Origin of the sequence: Bradyrhizobium sp. A5, from assembly GCF_042076515.1 — a bacterium.
Taxonomy (GTDB): Bacteria; Pseudomonadota; Alphaproteobacteria; order Rhizobiales; family Xanthobacteraceae; genus Bradyrhizobium; species Bradyrhizobium cosmicum.
Map to the genome: position 1 here is coordinate 6,005,612 of NZ_CP148990.1, position 14,104 is coordinate 6,019,715.

A 14,104-nucleotide genomic window follows, 5' to 3' on the forward strand; every position below is an offset into this window, starting at 1 on the left:
ACGATAGCGTTGCATTCCACGGCCAATGGGGCGGGAGCGGCATGACGGTTGAATCGCTGAACAGGCAACGCGTGCTGCACCTGCTGGACAGTTTTGCGCGCGGCGATATCGAGGCCGCGCTGTCGTGCTGCACCGACGACGTCGACTTCCTCACCCACGCGCCGATCGACGTGTTGCCGCACATGGTGCCGCGCCATGGCAAGGCCGAATTGCGTGCGCTCTGGCAGACGATCTGGTCGCGCTATTCGGACATCCGCTACAAGGCGCCGCACATCCTGGCCGACGGCGACGAGGTCGCGACCTACATGCACACCTATTTCAGGAAGCGCAGCAACGACCGCATCGTGCAGTTCGACATGGCCGTGTTCTACAGCTTCCGCGGCGGGCTGGTGGCGCAGATCCGCGAAATCATCGATTCCTACGACCTGGTGCAGCAGGTGCTGGAGCGCGAGATCGGGCCATTGATCGTGGGGCAGCGGATCGACGGCGGATAGCCCCGCTGTCGTCCTGGCTTTCGCCAGGACGCGATGGCGGCCCGGGCGGACGCGCGGCGGTGCCGCGATATCCCGGAAAAATACGGGGTTCTATTGCAAATCTCACAAACAGCGCTCAATTGTGCATTGCAATATCGTGATTTGCATTTCCGCAAATCGAGTCTATCTGTTTGTACACGAATGAATTGAAGCAACCCCGCGGCGCCTACTGTGCATGGGGTTGTTTTTCGTTTTTACGAGCCAGTTTCAGGACGCCCCAAAATGACAGAGCACAGCCTCTGGCGTTTCTCGCGCGCGTTGCACCGCGCGATCAACGACCGGCATTTCGAGGATATCGAGGCCCTGATCGACGAGGACGTCGAGTGGGCGATCTACGGCCCGATCGACATGTTTCCGTTCCTCGGTGCACGCCAGGGCAAGGACGCCGTGCTCGACGTCATCCACCAGCTCGCCGACAATTTCCGTGTCCGCCGCTTCGACCGCGAGAGCATCATGCTCGGCATCGATTCCGCCGCCTCGATGCTGCGCTATTCGCTGACCGCGCTGGATTCGGACAAGCCGATCAGCTTGCGGGTGGCGCAATTCGCCCAGTTCAGGGCCGGCAAGCTGATCAGCATGCGCGTGCTGGTCGACAGCTTCGACCTGGTCGAGCAGGCGCTCGGCCGCGCCATTCATCTGCCAAGGATGACCAGCGTCGGCTGAAGGGACACCAACGGGCCCCGCAGTTCGGGACCGGTCATGATGCGCCCGCGACGTCCTGGCCTCCAGCCCCGCCGGATGCCGTCGTGGAGAAGCTCGTCACCGGGCGCGCGCCTTTCGCGCGGCCCGTTGGTTCATCATTTTTTTAGGGAGGCTGCGGCATCCCGTACTTGTGCAGAGCAGCACCACGCCACAATTTTGCAACGATGGTTCCGCATCCTGGGTGCGGACCGGGCTCGCGGGCAGGACGATGGAATTCACGACAGGTTTTGGCTGGACCAGGCTGCCGGTGCTGGCGGCTGTGTTCGTCTTGGGCTCGGTGCTGACAGTCTCTGCGCAGATCATTCCGCCCTTCTCCCCCGCCGCGGCCGTGCCCGACGATGAGGCCGAGGCCGCGGAGACCGCCGAGGCGACACCTGACGTCAACGACCCCGACGTGCTGAAAGGCATCGACGTCGACAAGCTCGACTGGAGCCAGCTCGCGGTCGATGCCGGCACCGCCAGCGAAATCGCAGCCGCCAAGAAGCGCGCCCAGGCCGCCGCCGAGGACGGCATGAACTGGTCGTCGAACGCCAATGCCAACGGCTCCTCGGCGGTGACGGTGAAGCAGTCGGTCTCCTCGTTCTGGGACGCCCGTATCGGCGCCGACATGACGGTGGCGAGCGAGCCGCGAACGATGTCCGAGTTGCTGGCGCAGAAGGCCACCAATGGCGGCAACCTGCAGCAATCCTCCGGCAGCGCCTGGGCGGCGGCGACCGCGCCGGGGGCGGGCGTGATCTGGGACAAGACCGCGGTGGAAGCCCGCGTCGATCCCGGCGCCGAGCAGAGCAAGATCGGGGCATCGCTGACCAAATCGGTGCCGCTGTCGGGCGACACGTCGCTGACGCTGCAGAACGGCTACAGCGTCAACCAGCAAGGCACGACGGCTTTGCCCGGCGTCGGCCACATCACGCGCAATTACGGGACCGACCAATCCGCCAAGGTCACAATCACCGACACCGGCACCAGCATCACCGCCGGCCAGACGCTGTCGACCACCGACGACAAATGGCTGCGCAAGGTCGGCGCCGAGCAGAAGCTGTTCGACAACGTCACCGTCTCCGGCTCCGTCGGCGAGACCTCGCAAGGCGCGATCAACAAGAGCCTGTCGGCAGGCTTCAAGAAGAGCTGGTAGCTCAACGCCACGCGCTTGGCGTTCACGCTCTGCTAACCATGCGCCACGGCAAAGCCCCTGAATGGACCACCCTTGCCGCACCTCGGCCAAGTTGCGGCCAAAATCCGGCGCCCTGATGCTACGGCCTTACAGACGTCGTCGTGCGGGGGACACTCGCGCTGCGCTCAACGCGAACAGGGGAACAACGATGAACGCCACGCGTCCGGAAAAGACCGAGACCACCGAGACCGAGACGGTCGACACCAACCTCGCCGCCGTCACCGAGGTCGAAGCCGGCATCCGCGACTTCGTCCGCAACGACATTGCCTATCTGCGCCGGCCGGCGGCGACCGCCACCACCGACGCGCCGCCGCTCGATTCGAGCGCGGAGGCCACCGTCACCAACGTCAACTCGCTGATCCAGCGCGTCGCCGGCACCTCGCTCGCCGAGATCGAGAACCTGATCTCCGAGCTCGAGAGCCTGCGCGATTTGCTGCACGCCGAAGGCCAGCGCGTCCAGCGCGAGATCTCCGGCTACGCCCAGCTCAGCCAGGCCGCGATGAAGTCGACCCGCATGATCGCCGACAACGTCGCGCAGTGGAAGCGCGCCGCCGACGGCCTGCGCAACAGCTGATCGCTTAGCGTCACGCATCACCAGCCGCCGCGTTCCGACAGGGGCGCGGCGGCTTTGATTCTGCCGCCATAGTCTCGCTGTCGTCGTCCGGCTTGACCGGACGACCCAGTATTCTTGAGACGGCAGTGATTGAACCGAGACGCCGCGGCGTACTGGATGCCCGCCTGCGCAGGGCATGACAGCGGAGGGCTTCGCTGTTGAACTTTCCCCGCCCTCGCACCGACTAACGCCAAGCGCCCGCGCCACCGACGGCCGGGCCTGGGGACATTTCAGATGGAAAGCATACGGCCCGACACCACGGACCCAATACCGATGCGTCCGACGCCGAACCAGTTCGGCACGATCATGCTGCGCTTTGTCGGACTTCTGGCGGTTGCGATCGCGATATTGGCGTTCGTCTATAGCCGCTGAGGGCGGAGGCCGCTTCGCGGCCCCGCGGAGTTAACGAACCCTTAACGGCTCGCGTCGACGCTCGAGGCTTCCAGGGTGTAGCCGCCATCGGCATAGCCCTTCACCACCATGCCGGCGACCAGCATCACGGCCAGCGTGGCGGTAGCAAAGATAAATCCGACCAGCTTGAGTGCGCCGCGATCTGCCATGGTCCTCGTTCCCCTGTACTCTGCCCAGTTCGTTCAAATAGACAGCGACAGGTTCATAATTGGTTAGCAACTCGATGGTTCCGCCAACTCTTCGCGGGATCACCATGTTGCGCTGGCTTATGCCAGCCGCCCCGAATCGCGTCCATAGCGCGCGGGCAACACTCGCCAGCTCTTTTTTCAGCCGCTCATCCTGGAACGAATCTAACCGCTCTTTGCGCGCATCGGCACGAAGGCGCTGGCGGTGATGGAATAGACCTCCTCGCCGCGCTGGTTGGTGCCGGTGGTGCGGGCCGTCAAAATGCCCCAGCCGGGACGCGAGGCGGAGGTACGCTTGTCGACGACGACGTTGACGTAGCTGATCGTGTCGCCGGCGAGCACCGGCCTGATCCAGCGCAAATCGCGAAAGCCCGGTGACGGGCCCCACACCGCGACCTCCTCGCCGCGCGACGCGGCCTCACGCGCCAGACGCTGGCCGTCCGCGACAAGCAGGCTCATGCAGGCCGAGCCGACATGCCAGCCCGAAGCCGCGAGCCCGCCGAACAGCGAGTTCTTGCCTTCCTCCTCGTCGAGGTGAAAGCGCTGCGGATCGAACTTTGCGGCGAAGGTCTTGATGGAGTCCGCGGTGAAAATGTAGGCGCCGATCTCGCGGCGGTGGCCGATCTCGATGTCGTCGAAGAACCGCATCAGACCGCCCCCTCGCGCCGCTTGATCAGGATCGGCGAGGTCATCTCGCACAGCGCCTGCCCGGTCGCGTTGCGCACGGTGCATTTGAACTTGACGATGCCAAGCTCGGGGCGGCTCTTCGAGGCGCGGGCTTCCACGACATCGACGTCGAGCATGAGATCGTCGCCGGGCCGCAAGGGCGACAGCCAGCGCACCTCGTCGACGCCGGGCGAGCCGAGCGATGCGGCACGGGTGATGAAGCCGTCGGCCATCATCCGCATCATCAGCGAGCAGAGGTGCCAGCCGGAGCCGGACAGGCCGCGCAGCATGCTCTTGGCCGCCGCCTCCTCGTCGAGGTGCATCGGCTGCGGATCGAACTCGGCGGCAAAGGCCAGGATCTCGTCTCGGGTGACACGGCGCGGGCCGAACGTTCCGAAGCGGCCGGGCGGGAAGTCTTCGAAGGTCAGGGTCATCTTTGGATTGCTGGAGGAAAGGACAGATTGTGGCCGCAGTTTGCGGCAATCTCAACCCGCCGGCCCGCATGGCTCGTGCTACATTCGACGCGGCGGCCCTGGCGCGAGTCGGTTGGCCCGGGTCGGGTCCGACCGAGGGCCGGGATCCACTTGCCGAGAGGCCCGATTTGACGAGACCCGACGTGTTCTGGGGAGAGCAATGTTTTCATTCAGCGACCTGTTTCAATGGGACCGCTTCATCACGCCGACGATCATCAAGACCTTCTACTGGCTGGTGATCGCGTTGATCTGCCTGTTCGGCCTCTCTGGCATCTTTTCCGGCCTGGCCGCGATGGCGATCAGCCCGTTCGGTGGCTTCCTGCTGCTGCTGTCGTCGATCGCCAGTGTCGTGGTCGGCATCGTGTTCTCGCGCATCATCGCGGAGCTGATCCTGATCATCTTCCGCATCAACGAGCATCTCGGCGCGATCAGGGACCAGGGCGGCGGGATGCGGTGAGGCCGGCACAGGTGCCGTAGGGTGGGCAAAGGCGCACAGCGCCGTGCCCACCATCGTTCCGCGATTGAGAGAGATGGTGGGCACGCTTCGCTCTGCCCACCCTACGGCACCGCAATTGCCGCTTACGTGTTGAACCGGAAATGCATCACGTCGCCGTCGGCGACGACGTATTCCTTGCCTTCGAGGCGGAGCTTGCCGGCATCGCGGGCGCCGGCTTCGCCGTTGAATGCCACGTAATCCTCAAACGCGATGGTCTCGGCACGGATGAAGCCCTTCTCGAAATCGGTGTGGATCACACCGGCTGCGCCCGGCGCCTTGGTGCCGCGATGGATGGTCCAGGCGCGCGCTTCCTTCGGGCCCACCGTGAAATAGGTGATGAGGTCGAGCAGCGTGTAGCCGGCGCGGATCAGGCGATCGAGGCCGGCCTCTTCCAGACCCAGCGTCTCGAGGAAGTCAGCACGCTCTTCGCGTGAAATGGTGGCGATCTCGGATTCGATCTTGGCGGAGATGACGACGGCAATCGCGCCTTCCTTGGCGGCCTGGTCCTGCACCGCCTTCGAGAACGAATTGCCCGTCGCAGCCGAGCCTTCCTCGACGTTGCAGACATAGAGCACGGGCTTGGACGACAACAGGCCCAGCATCCCGAAGGCGCGCTCCTCCTCCGCCTTGCGTTCGACCAGGCGTGCGGGCTTGCCTTCGCGCAGCAGCACCAGGGTGCGGTTGACGAGGTCGAGCTGCTCCTTGGCGTCCTTGTCGTTGCCCTTGGCCTTCTTGGTGAGGTTGTCGACGCGCTTCTCGAGGCTGTCGAGATCGGCGAGCATCAGTTCGGTCTCGATGGTCTCGATGTCGGCGAGCGGGGCGATCTTGCCCTCGACATGGGTGATGTCGGAATCTTCAAAGCAGCGCACGACATGCGCGATGGCGTCGACCTCGCGGATGTTGGCGAGGAACTGGTTGCCGAGGCCTTCACCCTTGGAAGCGCCGCGCACGAGGCCCGCGATGTCGACGAAGGTCAGCCGGGTCGGAATGATCTGTCCGGACTTGGCGATCGCCGCGAGCTTGTCGAGCCGCGGATCTGGCACGGCGACCTCACCGACATTCGGCTCGATGGTGCAGAATGGATAGTTCGCGGCCTGCGCCGCGGCCGTCTCGGTCAGCGCGTTGAACAAGGTCGACTTGCCGACATTGGGCAATCCGACGATCCCGCATTTGAATCCCACGAGCGTTATTCCTTGCCGTTGTCGTCCTTGGTCAAAAATCCCTTCGCCTGCATCGCGAGATGCACCCTGTTGGCGAAGGTCGCGTCGGTGCCCCTGGCGATCAGTGCGGCGTGCTCGGCAACAGCGTCGCAGAGGGTCGCGACCCAGTCGTTGTCGGCCTTGGCGAAGTCCGACAGCACGTGGCCGTGCACCAACTCCTTGACGCCGGGATGACCGATGCCGAGTCGGACCCGGCGGTAGTCGTTGCCGATATGCGCCGAGATCGAGCGCAGGCCGTTGTGGCCGGCGATGCCGCCGCCGATCTTCACCCGCACCTTGCCCGGGGGCAGCTCGAGCTCGTCGTGGAACACGGTGACGTCGCCGGGCGCGATCTTGAAGAAGCCTGCCGCCTCCTGAACGCTGCGACCGGAATCGTTCATGTAGGTCGTGGGCTTGAGCAGGATCACGCGCTCAGTGCCGAGCGCACCTTCCGAGGTCTCGCCCTGAAACCTGCGGCGCCACGGTGCGAAACCATGACGCCGCGCGATCTCGTCGACGGCCATGAAGCCGATATTGTGCCGGTTACGTGCGTATTTCGCGCCGGGATTGCCGAGCCCAACAAACAGTCGCATGACGCGGCGCGCCCCTCGCTCGGCGCGCGATCAGAGACCGCGCGCCAGCTTTGAGAGATTACTTCTTCTTGTCGCCGCCGGCGGGAGCCTTGGCAGCCGCCGCTGGAGCCTTCGCGCCAGCCGCCGGCGCAGCAGCGCCAGCCGCCGGAGCGGCACCAGCCGCCGGAGCCGCAGCAGCACCCGGAGCCGTAGCAGCAGCCGCAGCCTTCTGCTCTTCGGCGTAGCCGGAGGGCGGCACGATAGTGACGAGGGTTGCGTCCTCGGAGGTCAGCGCCCTGACGCCGGCCGGCAGCTTGATGTCGGCCAGATGCAGCGAGTGGCCGATTTCGAGCGAGCCGACATCAGCCTCGATGAACTGCGGGATGTTCTCGACACCGCACTCGAGCTCGATCGCGTGGGCGACGATGTTGACGGCGCCGCCGCGCTTCACGCCAGGCGAACCTTCCGCCTTCACGACATGCAAGGGAACGCTGATGCGGATGGTGGCGCCTTCACCGAGGCGCATGAAGTCGACGTGGATCGGAAAATCCCTGACCGGATCGAGGTGATAGTCGCGCGGAATCACGCGGTGCTTCTTGCCGTCGAGCTCGACGTCGACCAGCGTGGTCAGGAACCGGCCGGCGAGAATGCGCGCACGCAGTTCGCGATCGTCCACCGAGATCGGAAGCGGGGGCTGGTTGTTGCCATAGATCACTCCGGGCACTCTCCCGGCGCGACGCTCAGCCCGGGCGGCCCCCTTGCCGCTCTTCGGACGTGCGGTCGACTTCAATTCCTTGACGGTCGTCGCCATAACGTTAAGTCCTTGTTTTTGCAAAAGTTAATGGGCCGCAAGGCGGCCCATCGCGTTCGCCGCAGCAAGCCTCCAGGGGTGCGGGGGCCGCGGACGTGGCGGGCTTTTACCCGGAAGACGCGGAAATGACAAGGAGATTGGGCCGCCGGGCGGGCTTTCCCACCCTCCCCTGGAGGGGGAGGGTCGATCGCGCGCAGCGCGAGCGGGGTGGGGTGACAGTCTCTCCACGGAGGCGCTGCCCGAGTGGAGAGACTGTCACCCCACCCCGCTACGCATTCCGCTTCGCTGCATGCTCAGCGACCCTCCCCCTCCAGGGGAAGGTAAGAAACGTCCTAGACCGCCTACCCCCCGAGCTTGGCCTCCAGCGCTGCGATGCGCGCCTTCAGGGTCTCGTTCTCCTCACGCGCCAGGCGGGCCATGTCCTTGACCACCTCGAACTCCTCACGCTTGACCAGGTCCATGTCGCGCAGGAATTTTTCGGCCTGGGTGCGCAAGACTGTGTCGAACTCACGCTTGACGCCCTGGGCGGCACCAGCGGCGTCGTTCATCAGGCGGCCGATCTCGTCGAAAAACCGGTTGTTGGTCTGGGTCATGTCGGCCTCCGATAAACTTTGCGCGAACTTGCAGGAGACAATGGCAATCCGAGCGGAACGGTTCAAGGGCCGATTGGCGGTATCCTTGTCATGCCCCGGTTTCCTTGCAATCGTATTCAACGTCCCTGCATAAGAAGAATCATAAGGCGCTCGAGATGATCGACCAGCAGATCGCAATCCCCACCAAGGACGGCCACACCGCAACCTTCATCAGCCATCCCGAACGGGGCGGACCGTTTCCGGTCATCCTGTTCTACATGGACGCGCCGGCGATCCGCGAGGAGCTGCGCGACATGGCGCGGCGGCTCGCGACCTCGGGCTATTACGTGATGCTACCGAACCTCTATTACCGCTCCGGCGTGATGGAGCTCGGCGCGCTGCCGGCCGATCCGAACGCGCCGGAGCGCAAGCGCATGTTCGCGCTGATGGGCTCGCTCACGATTCCGATGATCATGGACGACACCAGGGCGCTGCTCACCTATGCCGAGGGCCAGGCGGCCGCGAACACGAAGATTGTCGGGACCGTCGGCTACTGTATGAGCGGCCGCTACGCCGTCAACGCCGCCACGCATTTCCCCGATCGCGTCAAGGCCGCCGCCTCGATCTACGGCACGCAGCTCGCGACCGACCAGGACGACAGCCCGCATCTCGCCGCGGGCAAGTCCAGGGCCGAGCTCTATTTCGCCTGCGCCGAGACCGACATCTACGCGCCCACGGAGATCATCGAGAAGGTCAAGCAGGGCATGAGCGGCGCCAAAGCCGAGGTCGAGATCTATCCCGGCACGCATCACGGCTTCGCCTTTCCCAAGCGCCCGGTCTACGACCGCGACGCCGCCGAGCGGCACTGGGAGCGGCTGCTGGCGCTCTATCGCCGCAATCTCGTCCAGACATAATAGAAGGCCCGATGCCCTTTCTGCTCATCGACTTTCCCGCCTTCAAGCCGATCGCGATCGAGATCGGTCCGTTCGCGATCCGCTGGTATGCGCTGGCCTATATCAGCGGCATCGTGTTCGGATGGCTCTATGCGCGGTCGCTGCTGAAAAAAGAACGGCTGTGGGGCGGCCCCGCGCCGATGTCGCTGGTGCAGATCGACGATTTCATCCTCTGGGTGACGCTCGGCATCATCCTGGGCGGTCGCACCGGTTACGTGCTGTTCTACAATCTACCCTTCTTCATCAATCATCCCGCCGCGATCTTGAAATTGTGGGAGGGCGGCATGTCCTTCCATGGCGGTTTCCTCGGCTGCGTCGTCGCGGTGATGTGGTTCGCCTACCGGAGCGGCATCTCGATCCTGTCGCTCGGCGATATCACCACCGCGGTCGCTCCGGTCGGCCTCCTGCTCGGGCGCCTCGCCAATTTCATCAATGGCGAATTGTGGGGCCGCGCCACCGACCCCAGCCTGCCCTGGGCGATGATCTTCCCCAACGACCCCACACAGCTCCCGCGCCATCCGAGCCAGCTCTACGAGGCCGGCATGGAAGGCATCCTGCTGTTCACGGTGCTCGCGATCATGATCCGCCTCGGCGCCCTGAAGCGACCCGGCATGATCCTCGGCGCCTTCATCCTGATCTATGGCCTGTCCCGGATCGCCGGCGAGCATTTCCGCGAACCGGACGCCCAGCTCGGCTTCCTCTGGGGCGGATTAACCATGGGCATGCTGTTGTCGATCCCGATGCTTATTGTCGGCCTCATACTTATTGTATTGGCTGTGAGGCGCGGTGCGCCGAAGCCCACAGGGGCCATTCGTTAATTTCCTTCGAGAAGACAGACCGTGACCGAACAGCCGCTACTCAACGAGATCAAGGCGCTGATCAAATCCTCAGGCCCCATGCCGGTCTGGCGGTACATGGAACTGTGCCTGATGCACCCGCGCTATGGCTATTACATCTCGCGCGATCCGCTCGGGCGTGAGGGCGACTTCACCACCTCGCCGGAGGTCAGCCAGATGTTCGGCGAGCTCTTGGGGTTGTGGACCGCCTCGGTCTGGAAGCAGATGGGCTCGCCGCAATTCCTGCGGCTGATCGAGCTCGGCCCCGGACGCGGCACCATGATGGCGGATGCGCTGCGCGCGCTCCGCGTGCTGCCGCCGCTCTATCAGGCGCTTCACATCCACATGGTCGAGGTCAATCCCGTCCTGCGCGAGCGGCAGAGTGCGACGCTGTCGGGCGTACGCAACATTGCCTGGCACGACAGCATCGACGACGTGCCGGAAGGACCGAGCATCATCCTCGCGAACGAATATTTCGACGTGCTGCCGATTCACCAGATGGTGAAGCGCGAACACGGCTGGCACGAACGCGTGATCGAGGTCGACCCCAACGGCAAGCTTCAATTCGGCGCGGCGGCCGAGCCGACGCCGCGTTTCGACGTGCTGCTGCCGCCTTTGGTGCGCGCCGCGCCCGTCGGCGCCGTGTTCGAATGGCGGCCCGACAGCGAGATCATGAAGCTCGCCACGCGCGTGCGCGACCAGGACGGCGCGGCGCTGATCATCGACTACGGACATCTGCGCAGCGATGCAGGAGATACCTTCCAGGCCATCGCGCGCCACACCTTCACCGATCCCCTGAAGGCGCCGGGCCAGGCCGACGTCACCGCCCATGTCGACTTCCAGGCGCTGGCGCGCGCGGCCGAGGATGTCGGCGCCCGCGTGCACGGCCCGGTGACGCAGGGCGACTTCCTCAAGCGCGTCGGCATCGAGACGCGCGCAAACGCTCTGATGCAGAAGGCCTCGCCTGAAATTGCCACCGACATCTCGATCGCGCTCAGGCGCCTGACCGACACCGGGCGCAGCGGCATGGGCTCGATGTTCAAGGTGCTCGGCATCTCCGAGCCGCGGCTGACAGGCCTTGCGGGCTTGAGCGATCTCGAACAGGCCGGAGACGGTTCATGACGCTTGCTTCGTCGCTGCTGTCGGCCGTGCCCGGGCTGCGGCATTCGTTCTTCACGCGCGAGGGCGGCGTCTCCGGCGGCCTCTACTCCGCGCTGAACGGCGGGCTCGGCTCCAACGACGATCAGACCCTCGTCGCGGAGAACCGCCGCCGTATGGCCGAGCATGTCGGCGTCGCGCCGGAGCGCTTCCTCAGCCTGCACCAGATCCATTCGCCCGACGTGCTCGTCGCCGATGCGCCATGGCCAAGCGGGCCGCGGCCGAAAGGCGATGCGCTGGTGACGAAGACGCCGGGGATCGCGCTCGGCGTCTCCACCGCCGATTGCGGGCCGGTGCTGTTCGTCGATCCCAACGCCCGCGTGATCGGCGGCGCACATGCCGGCTGGAAGGGCGCGCTGACCGGCGTGCTGGAATCGACGATCCTCGCGATGGAAAAACTCGGCGCCGCGCGCAGCGGCATCATTGCCGCGATCGGGCCCTTGATCCGGCAGGACAGCTACGAGGTCGGCAACGAATTCGTGGCGCGCTTCATCGAGGCTGATGCGGACAACGCCATGTTCTTCATCCCGTCGGTCCGCGAGGGCCACGCGATGTTCGACCTCGCCGGCTTCATCCGGAAGCGGCTGGAGGCGGCCGGCATCCTGATGATCGACGATCTTGGTCTGGACACCTACGCCGACGAGCGCTTCTTCAGCTATCGCCGCTCGGTGCATCGCAAGGAGCCGGATTACGGCCGCCACGTCCATGCGATCGCGCTGGAAGGGTGAACACAAGAGCAACCTCGTGTCATTCCGGGGCGATGCGAAGCATCGAGCCCGGAATCCATCGTGCAGCAATTCACGCGGAGACATGGATTCCGGGCTCGCGCCAAGTGGCGCGCCCCGGAATGACAGCGTTGTGTCGCCTCTGCCCTAGACCTTAATCGATTTTAACGATATCGCTGCCCTCCATAATGAGGGACGCGTCATCCATTTTGCGCCGCGCGGGCTCGCGCGTGCTGGCGGTCATGCTGCTGGCGGCAGCAACCGCGCTGGGCGGCTGTGCCGGCGGCGGTGGCGCCGCCAATTCCTATGCGATGGCGCCGAGCGCCGGCTCCGGAGCGACGGTCGCCTTCGAATCGATCGACGGGCCGCCGCCGCAAGTGTTCGACCGCATGGTCGGTGTGCTCGACAGCGAATCCAAGCTGCGCAGCCTGTCCGTGGTCTCTCGCGAGGGGACGGCTGCCTATCGTGTGCGCAGCTACCTCTCCGCCCAGGTGGTGCGCGGCAAGACCGTGATCGCCTGGGTCTGGGACGTCTACGATGCCAACCAGCAGCGGGCACTGCGGGTCTCGGGCGAGGAACCGACCTCCGCCAAGGGTGGGCGCGATCCCTGGTCAGCCGCCGACGACCTCGTGCTGCGGAAGATCGCCCAGGCCGGATTCAGCGGACTTTCCAACATGATCAACGGGACGCCGGATACCCCGAGTGCTGTTCCCGGCCTGCGCGGACCGGCGGTGGCAAGCGTGACCCCGGACGGGCCGGACATGCCGGCCTCTGCGCTCGGCTACGCCGAACGATAACGGCCGCTAAACCACAGCCTCAACTTGCGGCCAAACCGTTGGCCCGACTCAGGATTTTCAGAGGGAAAACGTAGCATCCCGGGTTGCCATCGGAGCCCCCGGCCTGATATTTCCTCGCCCGTCATAACCGTGCTCCGTGGGTATCCGAGATGTTGAACATCGTGTCCAGCAAAGCGCGGGAGGAAGCGTCTATGTCGGCCAAGAACGGCTCCATCAAGCTCGTCGCCGGCAACTCCAATCCGGCTCTCGCACAGGCCATCGCGCAGGGCCTCGACCTGCCGCTGACCAAGGCGGTGGTCCGGCGCTTCGCCGACATGGAGATCTTCGTCGAGATCCAGGAGAACGTCCGCGGCTCGGATGCCTTTATCATCCAGTCGACCTCGTTCCCGGCGAACGACCATCTGATGGAATTGCTGATCATCACCGATGCGCTGCGCCGCTCCTCGGCGCGCCGCATCACCGCGGTGCTGCCCTATTTCGGCTACGCCCGGCAGGATCGCAAATCGGGTTCGCGCACGCCGATCTCGGCCAAGCTGGTCGCCAACCTGATCACGCAGGCCGGCGTCGACCGCGTCATGACGCTCGACCTGCACGCCGGTCAGATCCAGGGCTTCTTCGACATCCCGACCGACAACCTCTACGCCGCGCCGCTGATGGTGCGCGACATCAAGGACAAGTTCGACCTCTCCAAGACGATGGTGATCTCGCCCGACGTCGGCGGCGTGGCCCGCGCCCGCGGCCTCGCCAAGCGCATCAACACCCCGCTCGCGATCGTCGACAAACGCCGCGAGCGCGCCGGCGAATCCGAGGTCATGAACGTGATCGGCGACGTCGCCGGCTACACCTGCATCCTGATCGACGACATCGTCGACTCCGGCGGCACGCTGGTGAACGCGGCCGATGCACTGATCGCCAAGGGTGCCAAGGACGTCTACGCCTACATCACCCACGGCGTGCTCTCCGGCGGCGCGGCCGCCCGTATCACCAACTCCAGGCTGAAGGAGCTCGTGATCACCGACTCGATCCTGCCGACGGACGCGGTGAGCAAGGCGCCGAACATCCGCACGCTGCCGATCGCCAGCCTGATCTCGGACGCCATCGCCCGCACCGCCGCGGAAGAGTCGGTGTCGAGCCTGTTCGACTAGCTCTTCCGATCCCGACAAAGGCCTCGGGGGGTGGGCAAAAGCACAACGCGCCGTGCCCGCCTTTGTTGTGACCATGAAGACGGTGG

Annotated in this window: 19 protein-coding genes; 12 read left to right on the forward strand and 7 right to left on the reverse strand. The window is 65.1% G+C overall.

What is annotated here, in order from left to right:
* The first annotated feature begins 41 nt into the window (after nucleotides 1–41).
* From WHZ77_RS28530 to WHZ77_RS28550, 5 genes are all read left to right on the forward strand, one after another.
* On the forward strand, nucleotides 42–494 hold the full coding sequence (locus WHZ77_RS28530; RefSeq protein ID WP_375311001.1) for a nuclear transport factor 2 family protein: 453 nt from the start codon (nucleotides 42–44) through the stop codon (nucleotides 492–494).
* 261 nt (nucleotides 495–755) lie between these two features.
* Entirely contained in the window at nucleotides 756–1,196 is a 441-nt protein-coding gene (locus tag WHZ77_RS28535; protein ID WP_375311002.1) for a nuclear transport factor 2 family protein, read from the forward strand.
* A gap of 247 nt (nucleotides 1,197–1,443) precedes the next feature.
* Complete coding sequence (locus WHZ77_RS28540) at nucleotides 1,444–2,367, forward strand: hypothetical protein (protein ID WP_375311003.1); 924 nt, start codon at nucleotides 1,444–1,446, stop codon at nucleotides 2,365–2,367.
* A gap of 187 nt (nucleotides 2,368–2,554) precedes the next feature.
* On the forward strand, nucleotides 2,555–2,980 hold the full coding sequence (locus tag WHZ77_RS28545) for a hypothetical protein (RefSeq protein WP_375311004.1): 426 nt from the start codon (nucleotides 2,555–2,557) through the stop codon (nucleotides 2,978–2,980).
* A gap of 273 nt (nucleotides 2,981–3,253) precedes the next feature.
* On the forward strand, nucleotides 3,254–3,391 hold the full coding sequence (locus WHZ77_RS28550) for a hypothetical protein (protein ID WP_375311005.1): 138 nt from the start codon (nucleotides 3,254–3,256) through the stop codon (nucleotides 3,389–3,391).
* Between the two features lie 41 nt (nucleotides 3,392–3,432).
* Here the strand turns inward: WHZ77_RS28550 and WHZ77_RS28555 are convergent, their stop codons facing one another.
* The 3 genes from WHZ77_RS28555 to WHZ77_RS28565 all read right to left on the reverse strand — a co-directional run bounded on the left by WHZ77_RS28555 (nucleotide 3,433) and on the right by WHZ77_RS28565 (nucleotide 4,715).
* Nucleotides 3,433–3,579, reverse strand: coding sequence for a hypothetical protein (locus WHZ77_RS28555; RefSeq protein ID WP_015688514.1), 147 nt, complete (start codon nucleotides 3,577–3,579; stop codon nucleotides 3,433–3,435).
* A gap of 201 nt (nucleotides 3,580–3,780) precedes the next feature.
* Nucleotides 3,781–4,263, reverse strand: coding sequence for a MaoC family dehydratase (locus WHZ77_RS28560; RefSeq protein WP_375311006.1), 483 nt, complete (start codon nucleotides 4,261–4,263; stop codon nucleotides 3,781–3,783).
* A complete protein-coding gene (locus WHZ77_RS28565; RefSeq protein WP_375311007.1) occupies nucleotides 4,263–4,715 on the reverse strand; it encodes a MaoC family dehydratase in 453 nt (150 codons plus the stop codon). Before WHZ77_RS28565 ends, WHZ77_RS28560 begins: the two co-directional genes overlap by 1 nt.
* Nucleotides 4,716–4,914: 199 nt before the next feature.
* Between WHZ77_RS28565 and WHZ77_RS28570 the strand changes: the two genes are divergently transcribed.
* Entirely contained in the window at nucleotides 4,915–5,211 is a 297-nt protein-coding gene (locus WHZ77_RS28570; RefSeq protein ID WP_015688517.1) for a DUF4282 domain-containing protein, read from the forward strand.
* A gap of 122 nt (nucleotides 5,212–5,333) precedes the next feature.
* Here WHZ77_RS28570 and ychF read toward each other — a convergent pair whose 3' ends face one another.
* From ychF to WHZ77_RS28590, 4 genes are all read right to left on the reverse strand, one after another.
* On the reverse strand, nucleotides 5,334–6,431 hold the full coding sequence (ychF, locus tag WHZ77_RS28575) for a redox-regulated ATPase YchF (protein WP_151644147.1): 1,098 nt from the start codon (nucleotides 6,429–6,431) through the stop codon (nucleotides 5,334–5,336).
* Nucleotides 6,432–6,436: 5 nt separating this feature from the next.
* Nucleotides 6,437–7,042 carry an aminoacyl-tRNA hydrolase gene (pth, locus tag WHZ77_RS28580; RefSeq protein ID WP_375311008.1) on the reverse strand — a complete coding sequence of 202 codons (606 nt, stop codon included), beginning with the start codon at nucleotides 7,040–7,042 and terminating at the stop codon, nucleotides 6,437–6,439.
* A 58-nt stretch (nucleotides 7,043–7,100) separates the two neighbouring features.
* Nucleotides 7,101–7,832, reverse strand: a complete 732-nt coding sequence (locus WHZ77_RS28585; RefSeq protein WP_375311009.1) for a 50S ribosomal protein L25/general stress protein Ctc — start codon at nucleotides 7,830–7,832, stop codon at nucleotides 7,101–7,103.
* A 341-nt stretch (nucleotides 7,833–8,173) separates the two neighbouring features.
* Nucleotides 8,174–8,425: an accessory factor UbiK family protein gene (locus WHZ77_RS28590; RefSeq protein WP_375311010.1), complete on the reverse strand. Its 252-nt coding sequence runs from the start codon at nucleotides 8,423–8,425 to the stop codon at nucleotides 8,174–8,176.
* Nucleotides 8,426–8,580: 155 nt separating this feature from the next.
* Here WHZ77_RS28590 and WHZ77_RS28595 point away from each other — a divergent pair, with 155 nt between their 5' ends.
* From WHZ77_RS28595 to WHZ77_RS28620, 6 genes are all read left to right on the forward strand, one after another.
* A complete protein-coding gene (locus tag WHZ77_RS28595) occupies nucleotides 8,581–9,318 on the forward strand; it encodes a dienelactone hydrolase family protein (RefSeq protein WP_375311011.1) in 738 nt (245 codons plus the stop codon).
* Between the two features lie 11 nt (nucleotides 9,319–9,329).
* Complete coding sequence (gene lgt / locus WHZ77_RS28600) at nucleotides 9,330–10,175, forward strand: prolipoprotein diacylglyceryl transferase (RefSeq protein ID WP_375311012.1); 846 nt, start codon at nucleotides 9,330–9,332, stop codon at nucleotides 10,173–10,175.
* A 21-nt stretch (nucleotides 10,176–10,196) separates the two neighbouring features.
* Nucleotides 10,197–11,315: a class I SAM-dependent methyltransferase gene (locus WHZ77_RS28605; RefSeq protein WP_375311013.1), complete on the forward strand. Its 1,119-nt coding sequence runs from the start codon at nucleotides 10,197–10,199 to the stop codon at nucleotides 11,313–11,315.
* Nucleotides 11,312–12,079 (forward strand): peptidoglycan editing factor PgeF, encoded by a 768-nt coding sequence (pgeF, locus tag WHZ77_RS28610; protein WP_375311014.1) that lies wholly within the window; start codon nucleotides 11,312–11,314, stop codon nucleotides 12,077–12,079. Before WHZ77_RS28605 ends, pgeF begins: the two co-directional genes overlap by 4 nt.
* A gap of 185 nt (nucleotides 12,080–12,264) precedes the next feature.
* Complete coding sequence (locus WHZ77_RS28615; protein ID WP_375311015.1) at nucleotides 12,265–12,873, forward strand: hypothetical protein; 609 nt, start codon at nucleotides 12,265–12,267, stop codon at nucleotides 12,871–12,873.
* A 191-nt stretch (nucleotides 12,874–13,064) separates the two neighbouring features.
* Nucleotides 13,065–14,018, forward strand: coding sequence for a ribose-phosphate pyrophosphokinase (locus tag WHZ77_RS28620; RefSeq protein WP_015688527.1), 954 nt, complete (start codon nucleotides 13,065–13,067; stop codon nucleotides 14,016–14,018).
* Nucleotides 14,019–14,104: the final 86 nt, after the last annotated feature.